At 35.6% G+C, this 23,488-nt stretch carries 23 protein-coding genes; 14 read left to right on the top strand and 9 right to left on the bottom strand.

Translation table 11 applies throughout. From position 1 onward, the window contains the following. Positions 1 to 32 precede the first annotated feature (32 nt). Positions 33 to 2,705, bottom strand: a complete 2,673-nt coding sequence (locus BXY64_RS10700) for a M14 family zinc carboxypeptidase (RefSeq protein WP_120239960.1) — start codon at positions 2,703 to 2,705, stop codon at positions 33 to 35. A gap of 860 nt (positions 2,706 to 3,565) precedes the next feature. On the opposite strand from BXY64_RS10700, the gene BXY64_RS10690 reads away from it, so the two are divergent. Together BXY64_RS10690 and BXY64_RS10685 are read left to right on the top strand one after the other, a co-directional pair. Further along, positions 3,566 to 4,306 carry a carboxypeptidase-like regulatory domain-containing protein gene (locus BXY64_RS10690; RefSeq protein WP_120239958.1) on the top strand — a complete coding sequence of 247 codons (741 nt, stop codon included), beginning with the start codon at positions 3,566 to 3,568 and terminating at the stop codon, positions 4,304 to 4,306. A 488-nt stretch (positions 4,307 to 4,794) separates the two neighbouring features. Then, the gene (locus tag BXY64_RS10685) at positions 4,795 to 5,532 is read left to right on the top strand and encodes a carboxypeptidase-like regulatory domain-containing protein (RefSeq protein WP_120239957.1); all 738 of its coding nucleotides are present in this window, start codon (positions 4,795 to 4,797) and stop codon (positions 5,530 to 5,532) included. Positions 5,533 to 5,684: 152 nt separating this feature from the next. On the opposite strand, the gene BXY64_RS10680 is transcribed toward BXY64_RS10685, so the two are convergent. Continuing rightward, positions 5,685 to 7,067: a hypothetical protein gene (locus BXY64_RS10680; protein WP_120239956.1), complete on the bottom strand. Its 1,383-nt coding sequence runs from the start codon at positions 7,065 to 7,067 to the stop codon at positions 5,685 to 5,687. Positions 7,068 to 7,267: 200 nt separating this feature from the next. Between BXY64_RS10680 and BXY64_RS10675 the strand changes: the two genes are divergently transcribed. The 5 genes from BXY64_RS10675 to nfo all read left to right on the top strand — a co-directional run bounded on the left by BXY64_RS10675 (position 7,268) and on the right by nfo (position 13,348). Continuing rightward, entirely contained in the window at positions 7,268 to 7,963 is a 696-nt protein-coding gene (locus BXY64_RS10675; protein ID WP_120239955.1) for an SIMPL domain-containing protein, read from the top strand. 177 nt (positions 7,964 to 8,140) lie between these two features. After that, the gene (locus BXY64_RS10670) at positions 8,141 to 8,878 is read left to right on the top strand and encodes a lysophospholipid acyltransferase family protein (protein ID WP_120239954.1); all 738 of its coding nucleotides are present in this window, start codon (positions 8,141 to 8,143) and stop codon (positions 8,876 to 8,878) included. Between the two features lies 1 nt (position 8,879). After that, positions 8,880 to 9,722: a patatin-like phospholipase family protein gene (locus BXY64_RS10665; protein WP_120239953.1), complete on the top strand. Its 843-nt coding sequence runs from the start codon at positions 8,880 to 8,882 to the stop codon at positions 9,720 to 9,722. Positions 9,723 to 9,954: 232 nt separating this feature from the next. Continuing rightward, positions 9,955 to 12,405, top strand: a complete 2,451-nt coding sequence (locus BXY64_RS10660; RefSeq protein WP_120239952.1) for a TonB-dependent receptor domain-containing protein — start codon at positions 9,955 to 9,957, stop codon at positions 12,403 to 12,405. A gap of 100 nt (positions 12,406 to 12,505) precedes the next feature. After that, entirely contained in the window at positions 12,506 to 13,348 is an 843-nt protein-coding gene (gene nfo, locus BXY64_RS10655; RefSeq protein WP_120240512.1) for a deoxyribonuclease IV, read from the top strand. 146 nt (positions 13,349 to 13,494) lie between these two features. On the opposite strand, the gene BXY64_RS10650 is transcribed toward nfo, so the two are convergent. The 5 genes from BXY64_RS10650 to BXY64_RS10630 all read right to left on the bottom strand — a co-directional run bounded on the left by BXY64_RS10650 (position 13,495) and on the right by BXY64_RS10630 (position 17,120). Further along, positions 13,495 to 14,241 carry a sulfite exporter TauE/SafE family protein gene (locus BXY64_RS10650; protein ID WP_120239951.1) on the bottom strand — a complete coding sequence of 249 codons (747 nt, stop codon included), beginning with the start codon at positions 14,239 to 14,241 and terminating at the stop codon, positions 13,495 to 13,497. Positions 14,242 to 14,426: 185 nt separating this feature from the next. Further along, entirely contained in the window at positions 14,427 to 15,041 is a 615-nt protein-coding gene (locus tag BXY64_RS10645) for a MarC family protein (protein ID WP_120239950.1), read from the bottom strand. Between the two features lie 250 nt (positions 15,042 to 15,291). Then, entirely contained in the window at positions 15,292 to 15,747 is a 456-nt protein-coding gene (locus BXY64_RS10640) for a methionine-R-sulfoxide reductase (protein ID WP_120239949.1), read from the bottom strand. Between the two features lie 18 nt (positions 15,748 to 15,765). After that, entirely contained in the window at positions 15,766 to 16,635 is an 870-nt protein-coding gene (locus BXY64_RS10635; RefSeq protein WP_120239948.1) for an alpha/beta fold hydrolase, read from the bottom strand. A gap of 110 nt (positions 16,636 to 16,745) precedes the next feature. Continuing rightward, on the bottom strand, positions 16,746 to 17,120 hold the full coding sequence (locus BXY64_RS10630; protein ID WP_120239947.1) for a response regulator: 375 nt from the start codon (positions 17,118 to 17,120) through the stop codon (positions 16,746 to 16,748). Positions 17,121 to 17,610: 490 nt separating this feature from the next. On the opposite strand from BXY64_RS10630, the gene BXY64_RS10625 reads away from it, so the two are divergent. Together BXY64_RS10625 and BXY64_RS10620 are read left to right on the top strand one after the other, a co-directional pair. Continuing rightward, positions 17,611 to 17,838, top strand: coding sequence for a putative signal transducing protein (locus BXY64_RS10625; RefSeq protein ID WP_120239946.1), 228 nt, complete (start codon positions 17,611 to 17,613; stop codon positions 17,836 to 17,838). 29 nt (positions 17,839 to 17,867) lie between these two features. Next, positions 17,868 to 18,638 carry a transporter gene (locus tag BXY64_RS10620; protein WP_120239945.1) on the top strand — a complete coding sequence of 257 codons (771 nt, stop codon included), beginning with the start codon at positions 17,868 to 17,870 and terminating at the stop codon, positions 18,636 to 18,638. A gap of 451 nt (positions 18,639 to 19,089) precedes the next feature. Here the strand turns inward: BXY64_RS10620 and BXY64_RS10615 are convergent, their stop codons facing one another. Next, a complete protein-coding gene (locus BXY64_RS10615) occupies positions 19,090 to 19,395 on the bottom strand; it encodes a cupin domain-containing protein (protein ID WP_120239944.1) in 306 nt (101 codons plus the stop codon). Positions 19,396 to 19,467: 72 nt separating this feature from the next. Here BXY64_RS10615 and BXY64_RS10610 point away from each other — a divergent pair, with 72 nt between their 5' ends. Next, positions 19,468 to 19,929: a YybH family protein gene (locus tag BXY64_RS10610; RefSeq protein ID WP_120239943.1), complete on the top strand. Its 462-nt coding sequence runs from the start codon at positions 19,468 to 19,470 to the stop codon at positions 19,927 to 19,929. On the opposite strand, the gene rarD is transcribed toward BXY64_RS10610, so the two are convergent. Next, positions 19,926 to 20,822 carry an EamA family transporter RarD gene (gene rarD, locus BXY64_RS10605; protein WP_120239942.1) on the bottom strand — a complete coding sequence of 299 codons (897 nt, stop codon included), beginning with the start codon at positions 20,820 to 20,822 and terminating at the stop codon, positions 19,926 to 19,928. The two genes, BXY64_RS10610 and rarD, sit on opposite strands and share 4 nt — an antisense overlap. Before the next feature lie 137 nt (positions 20,823 to 20,959). On the opposite strand from rarD, the gene BXY64_RS21345 reads away from it, so the two are divergent. From BXY64_RS21345 to BXY64_RS10590, 4 genes are all read left to right on the top strand, one after another. Then, a complete protein-coding gene (locus BXY64_RS21345) occupies positions 20,960 to 21,178 on the top strand; it encodes a hypothetical protein (RefSeq protein ID WP_170150633.1) in 219 nt (72 codons plus the stop codon). Positions 21,179 to 21,435: 257 nt separating this feature from the next. After that, complete coding sequence (locus tag BXY64_RS10600) at positions 21,436 to 21,732, top strand: hypothetical protein (protein WP_120239941.1); 297 nt, start codon at positions 21,436 to 21,438, stop codon at positions 21,730 to 21,732. Positions 21,733 to 21,973: 241 nt separating this feature from the next. Further along, positions 21,974 to 22,330, top strand: a complete 357-nt coding sequence (locus tag BXY64_RS10595; protein ID WP_120239940.1) for a hypothetical protein — start codon at positions 21,974 to 21,976, stop codon at positions 22,328 to 22,330. Between the two features lie 357 nt (positions 22,331 to 22,687). Next, on the top strand, positions 22,688 to 23,455 hold the full coding sequence (locus BXY64_RS10590) for an LEM-3-like GIY-YIG domain-containing protein (RefSeq protein WP_211334477.1): 768 nt from the start codon (positions 22,688 to 22,690) through the stop codon (positions 23,453 to 23,455). Positions 23,456 to 23,488: the final 33 nt, after the last annotated feature.

Below are 23,488 nucleotides of genomic sequence, written 5' to 3'. Positions count from 1 at the left end.
AGGTTAATTTGGATGAGATAGAAATTTAAATTCTAGTCATTAATTTTTGATAAAAGAATTGAATTAAACAAGAGTTTAAAAGATGTATTTGTCGATGCTCTGAATTGTGGATTGAAACCAAACAAAACCAGTTGACCTTTGCCTTTCTTAAGCCATACCAAACAAGTTTTGTTACTTAATACTTCTTCTTTTTCGCAATATCCACTAAGCAAAATATTCTTTTCTGGAAATTTGCCAATTACACGACGATCCATATCAAAATTTGGTATTGAAGTTGCAAAAACCGGACCTCCATTATAGAAAATCCCTGTTTCACTTTTCATTCCCAGTGTAATAGGATGGTCATTTAATAAATCTATTTTTAATATCGAACCGGGGCAGTATAATCCAGAGGTTTTCAAGATTTTTGAAATGTTTTTATAAGGCAATTGAAATTCTTCTTTGGTATTATTTTCTTGTTTGATTTCCAATATCCCTTGAAACAGATTTGAAGAGTTTCCCCAAGAGATAATGATACCTCCATTTTCGGCAAAGGACATTAATTTTGTCATGCCTTTTTTTCCAATCCCTTTGGTATATTCAGGCGGGAAATTGGGAATAATGAGCTCTCCGCTACGGGTTTTTATTTTGCCGCTCATAAGCACTGATTTCCGATTGTTTGGAAATACTACAACATCAAAGTCCTTTGTAAAATCAGTTTTTTCAAAATCTCCGGGTCTTACTGTTTTGAATGGCAAGTGATAAGAATCGAAGATAAAGCGAGTCCAACCAGCATCCATATCATGCAACCAGCTTTCAACAAGTGCTATTTTGGGGATTTTCATTGTCGATGATTCAACCTTTGAAAGATTCGATATATAAATCGGAGGGACATTTATTTCATCGATTAATGTTTTGAAACTGGATATTTTATCAGCATTATTATAAATAATAAAACTGCCTTTTGCTAAGGTTCTGGAACTGATATTAGCAGCCTTTGTCAGGCGAGCAACCTTCAAACCGAGTTGTAAGCCCAAAAAGGCAGCTTTGAAACTTTCGTTATTCTGAACTGTAAATACAGCTGCTTCAAAATCATGGGGGATATCTTCCGTTACTAACTTGAAAATCTCCTTAATTTCAACATATGCCGAATCCAATACTTCTGAGTAAGGATTTTTTATTTCATCGACTTTTACCCCCATATGCAGAGGCAGCGACCAACTGGTAGCATCGTAAGGTTTAATTACCTTACCTCCCGGGGTGTAATGTCTGACAGGGAATTTTTGCCTTTCCAATACTTCTTTAATAAAAGGACGAAACGGCTGCGATAGAGGAATAATAATATCACCTTTTTGATATGTTTTTTCATCCAAAACAACAGGTTTGTTTAATTGATAAATATGCACACCATGTTGTTTGAGCAGATGAACCAGATTTACAAATTCGCTTTCATCATGTTGTTTTAGTGGGATGATATAATAATAGGGTGGAATAGTTTTGCCATTTGACACTTCTTTAATGCATAGGTCATTGCGAAATTTCAATATCTCATGTCGATGTAATGATGCTGTTTTAAGGACAGACATGATCGAAGCTTTTTCATAGCTTACAATATCAGAGAGTCTCCACCATCCACCGGGCCAGGGTGATGGCATATTAATACTCTTCTTGTATTCCGATAAGCCTTTCCCGTATCCTTTAAGTTCGGTGGGCTCAATAAAAATTGGTGTAGCATATTTAACACTGGCAGCTTCAGTCAAAAAACTCGTTACATTTTTCCATGTGCTGGATGAAGAGAAAAATGGAGCATATTCGTCATAGAAATAATTTTGAGATATACCATGTAATCCCTGTTTGGTAAGGTCTGTGGCAATATTTGCGCCGATAATTTTACTCCAGTTCCAAATGCCTGCATCGATATTTTCAGCAATAGGATCGTGCGCAGGAGGTACTGAATATCGTACTGAGTTTGAGAACATTTGATGTTTTTCTACCATTATTTGCGGAAACCAATCTTTATTGTATATCCGGGCAATATTTCTATTGTCCTCTTGTGTAAGAGTAATAAAGTCGCGGTTATTGTCATGGCCTGTATATTTATGATATATTCCAGGCATCTGTGTGCCTTCATATTTGGTTCCTTTATACTTTTTGTAGTTGTTAACAACCATATTCATACCATCTGGATTATGACAGGGGACCATCATGAGAACAACATTATCCAACCATTCCCTTTTTTGTGAATCTTCGGTAGTTACTAAATCATAAGCAACTAGTGGAGCGGATTGAGATGGCCCAATTTCATCTGAATGCATAGAGAGGGTAGCGAGGAAAAATACTTTGCCTTTATTCAATAGGGAATCTCTATTGGGCTCGGGGATGTTGGGATTCAGAGCGAGTTTCCTATTAATATCCTTTAGTTTATTAAGGCTTTTAATGTTTTTTTCAGAAGAGATAAATGCAATATACATCTTCTTTCCCATAGGAGAATTCCCTATTTCAGTAAGCTTTAATCGAGTCGATGCATTATCTAGCTTTTGCAGATAATCAATGAGCTCTTCATAATCAAATAACATTCTATCAGCTCCAGGCTCAAAACCAAAGTGTTCTGCAGGAGTTTCAATTTTTCCAATATTCTGAGCTTTAAGCTTTTGGGCTTTGTTTTCAGCATTCAAATGACTAAATATTAGCAAGAATAGTAAAATGGAAAGCATATCGGTCCTCATTATTCATCCTCCATTTGTTTTTTTTACATAAAATGTATGTGTTTTTATCATTCTATAGTATCAGACAGATAAAATACCGTGTGATTGTAGATAAAATCAAAGTTAGACCTGTTTTAAGCGAAAGTCAAGTAATTGCAATATCATTTCCGGTAATTACAGAAATTAATATGGTATAATATAGGGGCTTAAAGCATGGTTTGGTTTTGTTGTGGTTTGACTTATATCACCAAATTCTACTTATCTCGGTAATTCCCTTATTTGGGTTTTTGTCGTCCTTTGAAAAATATCACCATACCACCTATAGATACGAAAATAAATAAATACAAAGCGCTAATTCCAACGAAGAAAAATAGTGCTTCTTCCGTTCCTGACATTCCTGATAGCACATTGTGCATAATTATAGCTACTATCGCTATAGGGAAGAGTATCAAGGAAATTATTAGGAATGCTTTCAATATTTTCATTTGTTTTTCAGCTAATCCTGGGGGTATTTCATTTTTAAAAATACCTCAGTATCAGGGGAGTTGACAATGCAAGAGAATGAAACGAACATGAATTGGAACGAAGTGGAAATCGTGAAATCAATTTTAGTATTTTGAAATACACACACAAGAATGATTAAATTCATCGAGAGTTCCATCTAGCCAAAAAATAAAATTTAAACAGATGAAATTTTAAATGGATAATTTATTTAATCATCTGAAATACATTATCTTTAATGATATTCATAGCCCAAAATATGAGAATACATGCTCACATTTTAATAAACCAGTGACGAGACATGTTGCCAACCCCTTACATAAAAGCATATTAAAGACAAATTCTTGGAGTAAAATATTTATTAATAAAAGCGAGATGTTATGAAATTAAATGATTTGATTTTGGGTTTAGTTGTTTTACTAGTATTCACTTCCTGCAGTATAAGCAATGATGAAACTCCGGAACCTATAACGAAAGCGAATATCATTGGCTCTGTCAATTTGTATGACGAAGGAGTAAGCCAAATTGATAACTCAAATATGACAGTAAAAATTGAAGGTAGCTCACCTCTTATTTCTACAACTACAGATGTCAATGGGGATTTCATTTTAGCAGATGTTCCTTTTGGAACCTACACGCTTGTTTATATGAAAACAGGTTTTGGAACGTTTAAAAAGTTTGGCCTCGTACACGCAAACACAGGTTCTTCAACAATAATTACAGGAGCACCATCATTGGGAGAAGTTTCTAGTACGCAAATTACAGATCTGGAAGCAAACGCAAGTGGAGATGACATTACACTTGCCATCACAACAAACCCTGCAGGAAGTAATGGCAATAGTCGATATGTTCGGTATTTTCTAGGTACCGATTCAAATGTTAGTAATGAAAACTATATCTATCATTCTCAGGGACTTATTTCGCAAATAAATCCTTTTGAAACCACTCTTACTCGAATTGATTTAATTGGTGCTGGTTTTTCATCTGGTGAAACCGTTTATGTGAAAGCATATGGTGATTCATTTTGGAGCAATGAATATGATGATCCTGATTTGAACAGGAAAGTTTTTCCGAATTTGAATGCTACTTCAGCTAATGCTGTATCTTTTGTGGTACCATAAAATATCAGGATCATATAACTGCCTGCTGCTGCAGTAGCGGGCTGTAATTTCAACATCCACCATATCCTTAATGCTTATTAAAAATAGCTTAAGCAAATCTAAAATATATTGTATTATGTCTTGATTTTTAATCTATTAATTGTTAATTTTATAATGTTCAATTTTTAATTTTGAGTAATTATATAAAAGACACAAATGTTTAAATCATTCAATTTAGCATTTGGGTTATTGTGTTAAAAGGTCGCTGGGGAGCGACCTTTTATTTTTTGCCTCTAAGTTCATGCTGCTTTGCAATTCGATAGCATTCCCTTTTTAAAACTGCATTTGACAGGATTCCAGGAATATACAAACAGCGGAACAATAATTTACAAAAGCAAACAGATAGGTAAACTTACATCATATTGGTATTGTTGAAACATTATGCTGTCTTAGGTGTAACTGTGTAGATGGTTTATGCGTCATAATATGGAACTTAAATAACAATAAATATGAGAAAAAAGATATCTATTTTTCTGTTTCTATTCTGTTTGATCTATTTGCAGGGAAATGCTCAAACAGACTCTATTACCATTTCCGGAATGGTAAGCGATTTTGAAGGTCAGCCTGTTGACGGCGCTCTTGTAGAAATCAAACACTCGAATTTTAAAACTGCCTACGAAACCCTAACCGATAAGAAAGGACATTACCGTTTAAGAGTTTCGAAAGGGAAGTACCTTGCTTTGGCTTCATTAAAAATGTCGGAGTATCCGGTTGCAGGATCCATTTTACCAAAAGATGATCAAAGATTGGAGTTTTGGGCGTGGAATCTTATTGCCGAGGAAGATATGCTTTTAAATATTAAATATCATAGACTTGAAGTTTATGGTGTAAATGTTTTCAGAGTTCAAGGGGCGCATCCTGGCTATACCATTTACTGCAGACCTATGAGCTTAACAAGAGGCTTTTCTGAACCAGATAAAGATTTGGACTTCGTGGATCTTTGTCCACCTCCAGAGGAGTTAGAGGTAACTGTTAAGATAAATGGAAGTCCTGTTAAAGTTAATATGAAAGAAAAAGTGAAAGAGTATGTTTCTAATGGAATTTGTTATGCTTATTTATTACATGTAGATCTGCCATCAGAACCAGTTAATAAGAATTACAATATCTTCCATATAGAGATGACCGATTTAAAAAATGGAGACAAAGGAGAAGCGGTGTGTTTTAAAAAGAAACCTGATTATCAATAAATCAGATAAGGTTTTGTGTGAGTTATGGCAGGGAACTATTACGCTCCCAATAACTGTAGGGAGTGCCATAACTCATACAATCTTTAGTTGGATATCTTTTTTTGATACTTAATATAGCTTAAGAAAATAATATACATGAAATGAACTTTGGTCTAGTAAACTTTATTTGCTTGTAGCTTTCTTCGCTTTTTTTCTTCTCGCAATTTTTTTTTTTCTTCTTTACGGAGCTTTCGCTTGATTTGCCTTTTCTCTTTTGCCAATATCGATTCACGAATGGCATCTCCTGTATCAATGGCAGAGGTTGTATTGCTTCGACTCGAATTGTAGTCTTGTGCTCGTGTAGCTCCCTGATTTGGATCACCTCCAACAGCATTTACATTATTACTTCTGCTGGAATTGTAATCCTGTGTATCTACCGTTTTTTTGTCATCCTCCTCTTTCTTGTCTTCTTTGGCGGAAGTAGTATTGCTACGGCTCGAATTGTAGTCCTGCGCTCGTGTAGCTCCCTGATTTGGATCACCTCCAACAGCATTTATATTATTGCTTCTGCTGGAATTGTAATCCTGAGCATCTACTGTTTTTTGGTCATCCTCCTCTTTCTTGTCTTCTTTGGCGGAAGTTGTATTGCTACGGCTCGAATTGTAGTCTTGTGCTTTGCTTCCCGATGTTTGCCCAACATGACCACCGCCACCACTTATTCCCCCTTCATACATGGGATTATTTCCCTGCTGTCCCGATTGCTCATGCAAAGGGTTGTTGTTGTGTCCTCTTTCCTGGTACATGGGATTTTCTCCTTTGTTTTGATTGCCTTGGTACAAAGGATTAGAGCTTCTTAGATTGGGATGATTGCCCAGTTTTCCAATGCTAATGCTTACACCAAAATTCACATTCAGGCTGTTGAAATTAAAACTGTTGCTTGTGGTTGGAATTTCGTTTGCCAAATCAGGATCAATTCTTCCATTGGCACCCATGGCTTTCGAAATGTCTTTGGTGTGGTAGCTTACATCTCCATTTAATGCAGTGGCATATTCACCGCTCACAAATAATTGTATTCCTTTACAAAGTTCGGTATTCACTTTTGCGCCAATTCGTGCACTTAAAGCTTTAATGCTTTGTTGCTTCAAACTCCAGGTAGTGATATCGGTATTGGGATATTGTTGTGCAATTTCAGGTGTGCTGTTTACACTTAAACCCGTTCGCCCATATAATATTACCGATAGTTTATTGCTACCAAAACTAAACTGAGGTCCCAGGTCGAAACCCAGGCTTCTGAATTGTTTGCGATTGCCTTGTGTCTGTCCAAACTCTTCTCTAACATTAAAAGAGGAATGTTTTACACCCATTGCCAATGAGAGTTTGGGACAAAAGCTCTTGCTAACGGACAATTCGTTATTGAATCCATCTTCAACGAGATCTTTAAAATCGCCATTGGGCAAACTGATTCCATTTACAATTTCTAAAGAAAGATTTTGGTTTTGTCCATAAGAGAAATGAATGGCAATAAGGCATAGGAAACAAATGATGGTTTTTTTCATGTCGAATACAATTGGTGGATAGTTGATTGACTGGTATCAAAAAGATACGAAAATTTTAATAAAAGATAAACTGGTCTTTTATTGATGATTTTAATTTCATGATGCGCCTTCAAATTCATGCTGAATTACTCCTTGTTTGGCACAATATGTGATATGTAAGCCATGTTGAAAAATAAAAAATCACATAAAATACAACGCACATGAAACGTATTATTGTTATTGTTTTTGCCATGTTTATTGGCTTTAATTTAAGTGCACAGGCCCAAAAGAATTTTATCGATCAGAACTACATAGAGGTAAAAGGCGTAGCTAAGTTGGAAATTGCTCCCAATGAGATATTTGTAAATATTGTTTTGGATGAAAAGGATACCAAAAACAAGGAGAGCATTGAACAATTGGAACAGAAAATGTTTATAGCTCTGGAAAAAGCAGGTGTAAACCTTGAAAAACAACTTTCGGTTTCAGATTTCAGCAGCAATTTAAAATTTCACTTTTTTAAAGGTTCGAATGTGCTTAAAGCTAAAAAGTATGAGCTTTTGCTTCACGATTCTCATACACTTGCTCAGGTATATGTAGAATTGGAGAAGATTAAAATTTCTAATATCAATATTCTGAGAGTAGATCATTCTGAGATTGAAAAGTACCGCCAGCAAGTAAAAGTGAATGCCATTAAGGCCGGAAAAGAAAAGGCCGAAGAATTAACGGAAGCCATAGGACAGAAAGTGGGGAAGGCCATTTACATCAATGAAAATGCTACTCATTACAGAAATGATTATGCCAATACAGCCATAAGAATTAGAGGAACTTCTTCTTTGGCAAAAATGAAAACTCCTGATTTGGATTTCCAGAAAATAAAATTGGAATACTCGGTACAGTTGCGTTTCGAGCTGTTGTAAGATTTATCTAACACGATATTTAACCATGGATTCAACAGGTTTAGAGAGAGAATGGAGGACTCAATCTAAATCTTGTATTCCATGGTTTTTTGTTTTCATGCATTGACTTTTTCCTAACATTTCTTCAATAAATGATTTTTTTGTTCTTTTGTGGTGAATTTTAATCAACACAGAACAATGACCAAGATTTTATCATATATCCTAACTACAATATTCTACATCTTATTTTTCTTACTGCTTGTTATTTTTCACCCAATTCAGGTGATTAGTTTAAAGCTGTTTGGCTACAAAGCGCACAAGAATTCTGTGGATGTTCTTAACTTTTTCCTGATGCGATTGGTTGGTATTCTGGGGGTAAGAATTACCTACGAAGGACGTGTAGATCTGCCTACTGATCGTCCCTTGATCATTGTATCAAACCACCAGGGAACCTACGATATTCCTCCCATTGTATGGATTTTTAGAAAGTACCACCCAAAGTTCATATCCAAAAAAGAGCTGGCTAAAAATATTCCAAGTGTATCTTACAACTTGCGTCATAGTGGTGCAGCCTTAATCGATAGAACGAACAGGGCACAGGCAATTCCTGAGATTCACAAATTGGGAAAATTGATTGCCAGGAACAATTATGCAGCTTGTATTTTTCCGGAAGGAACCAGAAGCAAAACCGGGAAGATGAGAAAATTTAAATCGGGAGGGATCGAAACACTTCTTGATGCTGCTCCGAATGCGCTGATCGTACCTTTTGCCGTTGATGGAAATTACAAGATAGAGCGCAGGGGAATGTTTCCCCTTTGCATTGGGCAGAGAGTAAAATACAGCATTTTGACTCCGATTGAAACGGAAGGGAAATCGGCTGCTGAGATTACAGATGAGGCAGAAAAAGTGATTCGTGAGAAGTTAAATCAGCTGTAGTATGCAAAAAGACTCAGGTAAAACAGCTTTGGTAGTTGAAGGAGGAGCCATGCGAGGCATTTTTGCCGCTGGTGTATTGGATGCTTTCATGGAGCAGTCCTTTCTTCCTTTCGATATGGTGATTGGCGTATCGGCAGGTTCGATTAATGCAGCTGCCTATCTGGCAAATCAGCATGGCAGAAACTATAAGGTTTTTACCGATTACTCTTTGCGACCGGAATACATTAGCTGGAAGAAATTCTTGCGTGGTGGACATTTAATGGATCTGGATTGGTCCTGGGATATCACCGGAAGGGAATTGCCCATAAATGCAGATTCACTTTTCAAGAAAAACATTGACTTCGAAATAGGAATTACCCGTAATAGTGATGGCAGTTCCAAGTTTATTCAAGCAAGCCCAGAGAATTTGAGTGATGTGATGAAGGCCAGTTGTTCTGTACCTTTGTTCTATCGAAATTTTCTGAAAGTAGATGGTGAAATTGTTGCGGATGGTGGAGTATCAGCACCCATTCCTGTTGAGCGCGCCATTGAAAAGGGTGCCACCAAGGTTATGGTCATCCGATCGAGAAAGAGTGATTATCGCATGAAGAATGGAAATGAAAATAAGTTGTCACGATTTCTGTTCAGAAAACATCCGGGTTTGGCAAAAGCCATTCAAAAACGCCCTGATACCTACAATCAAACCATTGAGTTGATCAACCATCCTCCCGCAGGAGTGGAAATTATTGATATTTGTCCGGCAGATTCTTTTTCTACCAAGCGATTCTCACAAGACAAAGAGATTCTGGATAGGGATTATAAACTTGGCAAAGAGCAAGGAATTGAAGCCATTGAAAGGTGGTAAGCTTCAGTTATCCGTTGCGTTTGAATATTGAACTCAAAAAAAATCTCATTATTTTAAAAAGTAGATTAAACCTTTTGGTAGTTTGTGTGTCTATACTTCGACATAAGGTCGAAACAGGCATTTGTTTCATCGGGTAAATGTTAATAAATATCTAAAAAACTAGATGGGTATATGTTTATCCAATAAGGAATCGTAAGTTTGTTTGGACACAAAAAAAACTTAACCTACTAACATGAATAGATTATTACTATTGTTAAGCTTTGTTTGCTTGGCAATGTTTTCAAAAGCAGTTGAACCTGCTGTAAAACCAGAAATTCAAGGGGGAATTATCAAAGGAGTTGTGAAAGATCAGGCATTGGAAATTCCGGTCGAATATGCAACAGTATCGGTTTACTCCATGGCAGATTCAACTTTAATTGATGGTACCATTACCGATGCAAAAGGAGCTTTCTCCTTAAAAAAATTAAAACCAGGTAGCTATTTTGTTGAAGTATCTTTCATTGGTTACAACAAAGCTGCGGTTCGAAATATCCCCATTAGCAAAAAACGCAAAGTGATCGATCTTAAAACGGTTTCTCTACGTCAGTCCACCGAGTCGCTGGATGAGGTTACTGTTACTACAGAAAGAATTCCGGTTCAATATCAAATCGATAAGAAGGTAATTCCAGTGAGTCGACAAATTACTGCAGCAAGTGGTAATGCTGTTGATGTGTTGGAGAATGTTCCATCGGTTAGTGTAGATATAGAGGGAAATGTAAGCTTGCGTGGAAGTTCGAACTTTACCGTATTGGTGGATGGCAAACCTTCTATTTTGGATGCTGCGGATATTTTAGAACAAATGCCTGCCAGCATGATTGAAAATATTGAGATCATTACCAATCCTTCTGCCAAGTACGATCCGGAAGGAACAGCGGGTATTATAAATGTAATCACCAAGAAGAATAAATCCAATGGAATTGCCGGAGTAGCCAATTTAAATTTAGGGACCCAGAACAATTATGGTGGAGACGTTTTACTTACATACCGAAAGAAAAAGCTAAATCTTAATTTTGGTATTGATTATGGAAAACGAGGTTTTAAAGGATCAACTGAGTCAGTAAGAAGAAATACTCTTAATGGAATTACGAATCATATTTTGTCGGATGGTGATACGCAGCGAGATAGATTGTCATATGGAATTCGTACAGGCTTTGATTATGACATTAATGAGAAGAATCAAGTTTCTTTTGGATTTAGATTGGGTAACAGAGAAATGGAACGAAAATCTATTTTAGATTATGAAGAATTTGTAGAAGGTGAAGATTCGGAATTTTATGACAGTAAAGATTTTTGGAGTCGTGATATGAGTTTTATCAATTCCAATTTATCGTATACTAAGAAGTTTAAAGGCAAGGGACACCAATGGGCAAATCAAATAACTTTTTCTCGCAGAGGAAGTGGTGATGAAATATCTACAAATGAATTAAAGTCAGGGACCGAGTTAAAAAGTGGACAAATTTCTACTGAAGAGGGGCCCGGAGAACGTTGGGAATTTCGTTCTGACTATACTTTACCATTAGGAGAAGACAGTAAGTTTGAAATCGGATATCAAGGTCAGGTAAGATCTAGTGACGCCATAACGATGCAAGAAAACTATAACCCAGATAATGGTTTATATGAATTGATTAACAATCATGATGTAACATACAAGAGAAGAGTTCATGGGGTTTATTCTACTTATGCTTCTAAAGTTGGTAAGTTTGGATATCAACTGGGATTTAGAACAGAATACACTGATCGTGAAATTACTTTTGATAACAATCCTGATAAATTCACAATTAAACGTTGGGATTTCTTCCCTACCATCCATACTCAGTTTGATTTGGGCTCAAAGAATCAAATCATGGCTAGTTATACAAGACGAATTCAAAGACCAAGAGGATGGTACCTGGAGCCTTTTAGAACAAATACAGATGCATTTAATGCAAGATTAGGTAATCCGGACTTGAAGCCTGAATACATAGATTCATATGAGTTAGGATACATGAAGAGATTTGGTGATCAAGCTATTTCCTTTGAGGTATATCATAAACGTACTGATAATAAATTGGAAAGGGTAAAAGCATTGGATAAGGATGGTATAATGGTTAGCACTCCTGAAAATGTTGGTAAAGATTATTCTACCGGTTTAGAAGCAACACTTAATTTATCCTTCGCCAAATGGTTTAAAAACGATTTAATAGGTACTGTCTATTATTACAAAGAAGAAGGTGACTTTACTACAGAAAATACTCAGGGAGAGATGGTGATTCAAGATTTCTCAACAGATAGTTACAACTGGAGTTTAAGGAATAATATGACTTTTATTATTAATCCAAAAACAAGATTTCAGTTAAATGTTAACTACCGTTCTCCAACTGATTGGGCTCAAGGAAAGCGTGAAGGGTTTGTAATGGCAACAGCTGCAATCAAAAGAGATTTTTTCAAACGTAAACTTTCGGCAACTTTAACAATGAGAGATTTGTTTGGAACATTTAAGCATGAAAGCGAAGTGTTTGGACCTGATTTCTATACATCTTCTCAGTTCAAAATGGATTACCCATCATTCCGTTTTAACTTGAGTTACAAGATTAATAATTACAAGAAAAAGAGAGGTTCAAGAGGTAGCAACGGAGGAGTTGATACCGAAGATTTTGAGATGTAGTATAAACTGATATAAAAGAAACTCACGGATTAATTTTCGTGAGTTTTTTGTTTTATGCTATTTTGTGGTGATTTACGAAAGTATGATGAAAGGGAAAGAGATGAAATATATAGGAGCACACGTAAGTACAGCAGGAGGTGTTGAGAATGCACCTATTAACGCAAATAAAATAGGTGCAAAGGCATTTGCTTTGTTCACAAAGAACCAAAGACAGTGGAATGCTAAACCATTCACAGAGAAGAATATTCAGGAATTCAAAGCAAACTGTGAAAAGTATGCTTATGGTCCTGAGCAGATTCTTCCGCATGATAGTTATCTTATTAATTTGGGGCACCCGGATCCTATGGCACTGGAGAAATCACGAGCTGCCTTTTTGGATGAGATGCAAAGGTGTGAGCAATTGGGATTGAATCGCCTGAACTTTCATCCCGGAAGTCATTTAAAGAAAGTATCGGTTGGTGAATGTTTGGCTACCATTGCAGAATCGATAAATGTTAGCTTGAATCAAACCAATGGTGTTTGTGCTGTAATTGAAAACACTGCAGGACAAGGAAGCAATTTGGGATTTACCTTCGAGCAAATTGCAGAAATCATCCATCAAGTGGAAGACAAAGAAAGGGTAGGCGTATGTATCGATACCTGTCATGCTTTTACGGCAGGTTATGATATTTCTTCGGCAGAAGGTTTTCAAAAAGTCTTTGATGATTTTGAAAGAATCATCGGCTTTAACTACTTAAAAGGAATGCACCTGAATGATTCTAAAAAGGAATTGGCAACTCGAGTGGATCGTCACGAAGTAATAGGAAAAGGTTTTATTGGTTTGGATGCCTTTAAATGCTTAATGAACGATAGTAGATTTGATGAGATTCCAATGGTTTTGGAAACACCGGATTCAGACAATTGGGCAGAGGAAATCAAATTGCTTTACTCGCTTGCAGAATAGTTTGTCAGCTTTGGATTGTTATACCATTTATAAAAAACAGAGAGCTATTTTAAGCTATCGAATAGTTTAGGTATAATGCCGATATATAATTTGTTAGGCATTAGTAGTGAAGTGCACTAATGGCTTATGCAAATTAATAATCGGTATTAGTGGTGAATTAATGTTGAAACCACAATAAATACTCCTGTAACGATATTGATTCCAATTACCATTTTTCGAAATTTTTCGGGCTCTACCTTACCCGAAAATTTTGAGCCCAAATGCGATCCAAAGAATAGAATCGGTAAGCAAAACAAAGCCAGGTTTACCGATTCTGTTTCAATCATTCCTTTCATTACAAAAGCAGCAGTAGTAAAGAAAGAAGAGAATGTGCTGAACCAGGCAAAAACACCACGGAAGTGATCTTTGGAGTATCCTTTTCGATTCATGGCAATTACCAGCGGAGGCCCACCAACCGAAATACAAGAGCCTAGAATTCCACTGATGAAACCCGCGAAAACAATTGGATATTTGCGAAAGCGTTTGGCTAAGCGTACTTTGCCCAACATTCTAATTGAGAAAATGATGACCAAAATTCCAGTAATCAGGCGCAGGTTCTCGCTGCTTACAAATTCCAAGGCATAAACGCCCAGCGGAATTCCACCCAAACTTGCCAGAAACATTGGAATAAACAGCTTTGCCTTTATTCTTTCCTGTAGCTTGAATAGAATGACCAGACTGGTTATCAGATTGAACAAACTCATTGCCGGAACCAAAACTTGCATTGGAAATATCAACGAAAGAAAAGGAATGGCAAGCAGTGCAAATCCAAAACCAGTCATTCCTTTAATGAATGCTGCCGATAGAATTACAATGCTGCAAAGTACAATTTGAATAAGTGTTATATCATGCATGGTTTCGCAGGTTATACCAATTGTTAATCAAAATGATTGATAAGATCGTTTTGCTTATTACAATGGTTAATGCCGATACAGAATCACAGATTGATTTTATATCAATAGTTTTGATTCGTAAATCGGTATTATTCAGTCATTACTACTTGCAAAGTTAGCAGAAGAACATTATTAATAAAACTTGTTTATGGATGTTGTATAGCTTCTTTTAGAAATGGGAATAAGGTGTGAATTTGAATGGCAATGTTCGTCATAAATAGTTTTACAGAAATTGCTAAAAGAATAATACCAAACACTTTACGAAGGATGTGAATTCCACCATCGCCAAGAACTCTTTCAACCAGGTTGGTTGATTTTAGTACTAGGTAAACAAAGGCTAGATTCAGAATAATGGCTGCAACAATGTTTTCCACAGCATACTCGGCACGCAATGCCAAAACCGTTGTAAACGATCCTGCACCTGCAACCAAAGGAAAAGCAATAGGAACAATTGAAACACCACTTGGACCATCGTATTTTATAATTTCAATTCCCATTACCATCTCAGCTCCCATAATAAATAGAATAATAGAACCTGCAATGGCGAAACTTGAAATATCGACACCGAAAATTCCCAAAAGCTTCTCACCAAGGAATGTGAAAATGATCAAGACGATTAAGGCTACCAGGGTTGCTTTTAAAGCTTCAATTCTTCCACCTTTTTTCTTTAAATCTAATATAATTGGGATAGATCCGATAATATCGATAACTGCAAAAAGTACCATAGAGGCGGAAACGATCTCAAGAAAATTTAGATTCATCGCAATAGAGTTTAATTGGTTAATAGTAAAATGTTAATGGTAAACTTACAATATTTTTATTATCAAGCTAGACTGAAAATTGGAAAATATGTATGAATACCGACAATTAAAAGTTAAAAATTTCACAATAAACAGATGGTGATGTGAAATATTATTTCATTTCGCGAAGATATGTTTTTTTTACATTAATCAGATACAAAAAAAAGAGTTTTCCGAAGAAAACTCTTTCCATGTAATTGTTCCGTATGTTTTATTTCTCTTTTAATTCTTCTTTGGGAATGAAATTCAATGAAATACTGTTTACACAATGGCGAGTATTCTTTTCTGTAAATCCTTCGTTAAGAAAAACATGCCCCAAATGGCCGTCGCAGTTGGCGCAAACAATTTCGGTTCTCCTACCATCGGCATCAGGAATTCTTTTTACTGCACCTTCAATTTCATCGTCGAAACTTGGCCAGCCACAGTGCGACTCAAACTTATCAGAGGAATTGTATAATGCCGCGTTGCATTGCTTACAGGTATAAACCCCTTCTGCTTTATTCTTTAAATATTTTCCCGTACCAGGATATTCCGTTCCTTTATGAATGATTACCCTTTTCTCTGCTTCGGTAAGGGTGTTGTATTTGTCTTTTGTCATTGCTTTTTGTGCGTTTAGGTTATGAGCTGTAAAAATGAATATACCAATTAATATTATTGCTTGCTTCATATCTTTTCAGTTTGATTACTATTTTGTTTGCTGATTCACATTTTGAATGGTTTCAACAATTAGATCGGGTCGTGACCAAGGTACGAAGTGATCCAAATCGTCCAATAAAATGGAATTGACATTGCTATGATATTTCTGATAATAATCTAAAGTTCTAAAGGGAACCAAAATGTCTTTCTTGCCCTGTATATAAGTTGTTGGAACATCAATCGCTGAAATGCGAGATTCATTTTTCATCAGGCATACTGATAGATCCATCATTTCTTTGTTGCTGTTTTTCAATTCGTGAGGTAATATTCTTTGTGGAATTCCTCCCGCAGCCAAAATATTATACCATTTGGCTTCCTGGTATTCAGGAGACAAACATGGTGCTACGTAAATAGCGTGTTTTATTTTATCTGGATAATCAATTAAAAGTTGTTCTAATACAGCACCTCCAAACGAATGCCCCAATACAATTATCTTTTCATCTTTTTGCGCGTAATGTTCCAGGATTTTTGCAGCAACTCTGGCTTGGTTTGACAAACTTCTCATGGCAGGAACACTTGTTTTGCCATAACCCGGTCTATCGAAAGAGATTAGACAGAATTGCTCACGCAGTTCCGCATCAGCAAATACTTTTTTAAAATCAAACCAATATCCTGGAGAGCCGTGAATAAATAATACTTTGGGAAAAGATAAATCACCAATGTGTTTGGTGTGGATGGAGTAATTTCCAAAACTTACAAATTCTGTTTTTGGAACAACATTGTAAGTCAGTAATTCGTCGATTACGTTTTGATCATTAAAGGTAGATCGCATTTTTTGGAGAAGGAAGATTGATGCACCTGCAATAATCACAATTGCTATGCTCAACACTATAAATACGCTTTTAATCTTTCTTCTCATATCACCCTTAACTCTTAAAATTCAGACAGTAAATAAATAAAATACTTTTTTGTCTGAATTACAAGAGTAAGAATGTTATAAAACCTTAAATAATTGTAGATTTTGTGTTTTTACTGAAGATGTTTGTTAATCAATTTAATTAGAACATCTTTTTTTACTGGTTTAGCAACGTAGTCATCGCAACCATTGTCTAATGATTTCTTTTTATCACCCAACAAAGCAAATGCAGTTTGAGCAATAATTGGAAGATTTGGTCTTATTTTTTTGATTTCTTTTGTTGCTTCGTAACCATTCATCAATGGCATTTTAATGTCCATCAACACCAAATCTATTTTTGCATTCTTTTGGCACAGTTCAATTGCCTCCACACCATTGCTAGCAACAATTACCTTACAATTAATTTGATGCAGTAATTCTTCGAAGTAGATGCGGTTAAATTCTTCATCCTCTACAACCAGGATTGTTTTGTTTTTGAGTTTACTCATTTTGGAGTTGTTTATTCACCCTCTAAAATAGTTTTTCTGATTGATGTAAAGAAATATTAATCAAAAATTCTTCAAGAATTTGAACAGTTCGTGTTTTTGGGATTTAAAAGATGCTTTATGCTTGATCATTGTATTTTTTTTATCGACAAATATCTTTTTTACATATAATAAAATCATAATAAATTAGGAAGTAAAGAATCGCTCCTATAAACTTACAATCCTTTAATTGAAGCAAACATTATAAAAATAGAATATGTATGTCTTGTATTGGTTCAAAAAGTTGAATTTTCAATTGATCTAATGTTTCCATTAGAGATACTCATAATAATGATAGGTAATAATTAGAACTTTTGGTGTTAACATGTTCAGGATATGATGAGGATCAGATTCAAAAATGCAATTTGTTTATAAGTTTTTGATCCTATTAAAATAGGATCATATTGGGAATTTCTCTATCTTAGAAAGAAACATAACAATTAAACCTTAGCTTATGACTGATGGAAATAATTTAATTTGTGTATTTACCGGATCATTAGTAGATGTAAAATATTACAAGGAGAGGTTGGAGGAATTAGGGATTCCTTCTTTGTGGAAAGATGAATTTAGTTCCGGTACATTGGTAGGAATGGGTGGAACGCCTGATAATGTGGATCTTTATGTGGATGAAGAGTATGAAGCAAAAGCTCGGAATTGCATCGCAAGTTTTCAGGATCAATAAAGGTATTGGCCAATTGTAATTCTATTTAAATGAGGAAAATATTTGTATTGACATTATTCGTAATGTTGAGTGGGGTGATAATTGCCCAGGAAAAAGATCCTATGGTGACTGATAGGCCAAGTCAGGCTGAGTCGGCGAGTATTATGGACATAAGAGGATTTCAGATAGAATCGGGATTTGCTTTCGAAAAGGTGAGTTCCGATATTGATTTTGTAACTTTTAACAGTACTCTGTTGCGATATGGACTGGTTGAAAATATTGAATTAAGACTAGGGGTTCAATATTTAGGCTTTTATTATTCCATGGATGGCCTGGATATTGACGAAACAGGCTTTGGTCCTTTAACACTGGGTGCAAAGTTTTTATTACTTGAAGAGAGTGAGGGGAATCATCCTCAATTGGCGCTTCTTTCTACTTTTTCGGTTCCCAAATCGGGAGCTTCGGCCTTCGAGAATGAAAACCTGGGAGCAGATATTCGATTGAATGCAGATTATACCATAAGTGATGCCATGACTTTAGGAGGTAACCTTGGTGTAATATGGAGTGGAATAGAAGGACAAGACTATGCAGTTTGGATGTATGCGGCAGCTATCGGCTTGACTTTATCGGATAAGCTTGGAGCATATGCAGAATTGTATGGCTTTTTGCCAGGAGAAGGTAAGAATGATCACAGATGGGATGGAGGACTTACTTATGCAGTTACAGAGGATTTACAATTGGATTTTTCCACAGGAGTTGGCTTGAGTAAGGTTTCTCCGGATTTTTTTATTAGTTTAGGCTTATCAATAAGAATGCCTTAACAGGTAGTTCATTACATCAATTCAAAATAAGGCTTGATCAGTTTACTGGTCAGGCTTTTTTTTTGAAAGTCTTAAAAAGTTTGAATAGTGAAAAAGTAGAAAAGGTTCGAAAATCAAAACTTAAAGTGTTTCTTAGTTCCTGTTTTGATTTCTTTACTTCAGAATATTTCATATTGATTTTAATCCTGTCTAAAGAGAAAGCTTTCTTGGATTTGACAGGGAGAGGGGAATAGTAGAGTTGTTTTGTCTTATTTTGCCTGAAGGGCAAGTATCATTTAGCCCAGGGAAAGGGCGCGAAGCAACTGCCGCCCTGGGTTAATGGATTCTATAATAAATTGTCGCAACTGGAGGTGTTGTTTTGTGTGGATTGCCTATTGCGACAGATGTGAATTATTTGTTTTGTCTTCAAGCCAGAGGGGTGCTTTTATTTAATGCTCCCTGGGTGTATGAATTACTCTTCCGGTAAGGTTCTGGAAATTAAAAATTTTGAATCTTCTTCAGCTGTAAGTCCATGCATTTGTCCTTTCTCGAAAGAGAAGAAGTCGTCTTCTTCAATGGCATAAATTGTACCTTCAATATCGAAGGTTAGTTTTCCTTTAATCAGGTAAAGACCAGCATTGGCAGGAGCAGGTTGTGGAGGGATTTCCATTCCTTTTTCAACACTTACAATAAGACTTTCGAATTGAGAGTTGGAATAAACCTGTTCTTTCTGAATTTTAGAGATTTCGATTGTTGAGGATAGCTTTTTTACTAACATAGCTTTTGTGATTAGGATTTATTGCTTGAAAATAAGTATTTTCCTTTATTGAAACTAAAACAATACTAAAATATGAAATTGACGATAGGAAAAGCAATCTATCTTCTTTTGATTGGTGTAACGATAACAGCTTGTAATCCAAAAGTTGATGTGGAGGCATGCAAGCAGGCCATGCTTAAGACAGATCGGGAATTCTCAGATTACTCGGTAAAACATGGAATGAAAAAGGCCTTCTTTGTTTTTGCGCATGACTCGGCCGTAATCTTGAGAGAAAATTCTTATCCCATTATGGGAAGAGAAGCCATAAAAAAGCGATTCTCGAATACAAATGATTCTTTGTTTAGTTTGAGCTGGAAACCTTCTTTTGCAGATGTTGCCCAATCGGGTGATTTGGGTTATACCTACGGAATCTATCAATTCACTACTCCTGATACCATTACGAAAGGCACTTATGTATCCATTTGGAAAAAAGGAGCGGATGAAAAATGGAAATATGTTTTCGATTCAGGAAATCAAGGTTTGGGCAAAGATTAGTTGATCTGTTGCTTTTGTCTGGTTCCTCTGATCATGGAAATGGTATAAAGAATCAAAGCAAACCAAATCAATGAAAATGCAATGATTTGTTCTCTTTTAAAAGCTTCGTCGTACACAAATACCCCGATTAAAAGCATTAGGGTAGGACCAATGTATTGCATGAAACCAATGGCCGATAATGGAATGCGTTGTGCTCCTTTGGCAAACCAATACAATGGTAAGGTTGTTACAATACCAGTGAGTATTAGGTAAGTATCGGTAGAGATATTGCCAGAGAACAAAGCTCCACTATGATCGAAGATTTTCCAAAAAATAAAACCTGCAGCGATAGGAGCCAAAATAAAAGTCTCGACAGTAAGGGCTGGAATGGCTTCGATGCCTGCCGTTTTTTTCACCAGTCCGTAAAAGCCAAATGACAGGGCCAGAATGATGGCAATCCAAGGAAAACGACCATAGTCAATGGTTAGGTAAATTACCGAAATGGAGGCAATGATTAGTGCAATTGTCTTAAGGGTATTCAAGCGTTCTTTCAGAATGATCATGCCCAAAAGTACATTTACAATAGGGTTGATGTAATAACCCAAACTGGCCTCTACAATTTGATTGATGTTTACCGCATAGATGAACAATCCCCAGTTGCCGCCAATTAACAGGGAGGAGACAATTAGGCTGTTGCGTGTTTTTTTCTGCTTGAGCAGTGCAATGATGTTCTTCTGTTTCTTAATCAGGATGAATAGCAAGAGGAAAACGAAAGACCAAAAAATACGATGGGCCAATACTTCCATTGCAGGGATATCGCTCAACAGCTTCCAAAACAAAGGCAATATGCCCCATGCAAAAAAGGCTTGCAATGCATAAATGTATCCTACCGTGTTGTTCTTGCTGTTTTCCATGCGAATGGTCTTGACTTTGGATTGCCGCAAAAGTAAGGAAATTATGCATCGGATTTTGCCATGATCAAAATTTGATATATAGAAAGATTGGGAATGTTGCCTGAAAGGCAAATATCATTCTAGCCCAGGGGAAGGGAGTGAAGCGACTGCCGCCCTGGGTTAAAGGATTCTATAATAAATCGTCGCAATTGGGTAAGTTGTTTTGTAAGGGGATGTTTATTGCGACGGAAATGGATTGTTCTATAAAGAAATTAGATAGCGCGAAAATGAAAATAGACTCTCCAGAAAAGGAAATAGATCCTCCAGACATGAAAATAGATCCATCAGAAAAGGAAATAGACTCTCCAGAAAAGTGAATAAATCCTCCAGAAAAGGAAATAGGCTCTCCAGAAAAGTAAATAAATCCTCCAGAAAAGTAAATAAATCCTCCAGAAAGAGAAATAGATCCATCAGAAATGCAAATAGATCCTCCAGAAATGAAAATAGATGCTCCAGAAAAGGAAATAGACTGTACGGAAATGTAAATAGATAGTGCGGAAAAGAAAATAGATAGCGCGGGAATGTAAATAGATAGTGCGGAAAAGAAAATAAATCAATTCAGAATGGAAGAAAATTGATTCAGAATGAAGGAAAATTAATTCAGAATGGAAGAAAATCCATTGGGATTAGAAGAAAATCGAGAAATAATCTAGGTAAATTGAACCATGATGAAAGTAATTCCATTCGGTTTGTTCAAGTTCAAAAGAGTATTCCTAAAAGCAAGAGGGATTATTCAATAAACTGTGTCATCCTAAATGGAGGAATACAAAAAAATGTGAGAAGGAGAAGGGAAAATAGTGATGACAAGATGGTGGTAAAGGCTTTCGATTATCTGGAAAATGAAACGGAAAAGGAGTGTGTACTGAAGTAATTTTGTAAACAAGTTTTAAAACCTGGTTGAATGCCTAAGTGTTATAATAAGAGGAATGGTTTAAAGCCAGGATTAGTAGGAAGGCCCCCAAGTAATTGGGGGCTTTGTATTTTCAATCAATAAGTATAAGGCTTTGATAAATACTATTGTGGTTTATAGGATATGTGTTTTGTTTGGAGATACTTGTTGTTAAATTCGGACTTGTGGATTAAAGGATAAATGACAATTAAATAAAAAGACAATGACAGAAAAGAAAACAAACAAACTACAGGAAAAGAAAATTAAGGTGATCTCTTACTTTATTGCAAGCATTGTTATAGCATATTTTGTTTACCCTGAAGCAGCAAAAGAATACACTGGGTTTAATGGTTTTTTTATGGGAGCCATTCATGGAAATTTTATTTGGATAAATAAAATTTATAGTATGATATTGTCTTCAGAACCAGAGCGCCTTGTAAAGGCCGCTAAGTATAGTACAGGTTACAATATTACCTACTGGTTTGGTATCATTACCATGGCATATTATTTCTTTTCGGCTTTTGCTATAACGGTTCTTGTTCCACTTGGTAGAAAAGCACAAGCAAAATTAAATTCTTAATAAAAGATTTACAGGTAGCATTTATAATACTACTATCTAATTGTATGAAGCCCCCAAGTAATTGGGGGCTTTTGTGTTTTCAATCAAGATATAAATTGTATTGATAAATTCTATTGATCTTTATTGGGATAAATATTTTGTTTGGTAATAATTGTTGTTAAATTCGGAATTGTATTTTGATTACAAGAGATATGAACTTGTATGGGGGAAATATCTCATTCAAAAATTAGAACTTTTTCAGTTAGGATTTTGAGAAAATAGTATGATAAACGGTAGTTTGCAAGGGTAAGTGAATGAATAATATAACATAGGTGTGATGGTATTCAATCTATTGTGGTTAATTTAAATAATACCAGTATGTTTGATGAAAAAACATGTGAAATTTTGAGTTTTTATGTCTACCTATTGGTAGACCCAGAAACAAATGAACCTTTTTATGTTGGGAAAGGTAAAGAGAATAGAGTATTTGCTCATATAAACCTTGATATAAAAGAAAATACTGAGAATCTTAAGTATCAAGAAATTCAACGTATTGGTTCAGATAAAGTAAAACATGTTATTGTAAGGCATGGGTTAAGTGAGTCTGCCGCATTTGCAGTAGAAGCTAGCTTAATTGATACGTTTAGATATATTCCTTCATTTAATACCTTTGTCAAAGGTAATATTCAAGGTGGAGTTAATTCAATAGAAAATGGATTAATGACTTCCGATGAAATTATATCTATCTATAATGCGGAGCCATTAAAGGTTATTGATGACAACTGCTTAATAATAAACATCAATAAGAATTATAAAAAAGGTGCAGGTGTTGAAGCTATTTATAATGCTACAAAAGAAACTTGGAAAATGGCAGAATGGAGGCCCCCAAAATATTGTTATGTATTAAGTGAATATAGAGGTCTTATAAGGGAGGTGTTTAAAATAAAAGAATGGTATACCAAAGAGCGCCTAGATAAGTATGGTAATGTTTATTTAGGGTATGGTTTTAATGGAGAAGTGGCAGATATTGATACAAGAAATAAGTATATCAATAAAACAATACAAGGGATAAAACCTCAAGGATATGGTTATCCTACTGTTTATCCTGAAACTCTGAGGGAATGGGTAAGTAAAATTGAAAATTAAACAGAGCACAAAACGAATTACATATCTTAAATA

This window comes from Marinifilum flexuosum (assembly GCF_003610555.1).
GTDB classification, from domain to species: Bacteria; Bacteroidota; Bacteroidia; order Bacteroidales; family Marinifilaceae; genus Marinifilum; species Marinifilum flexuosum.
Note: the sequence above shows the minus strand (reverse complement) of the source record. Positions and strands in the feature narration are given on the sequence as shown.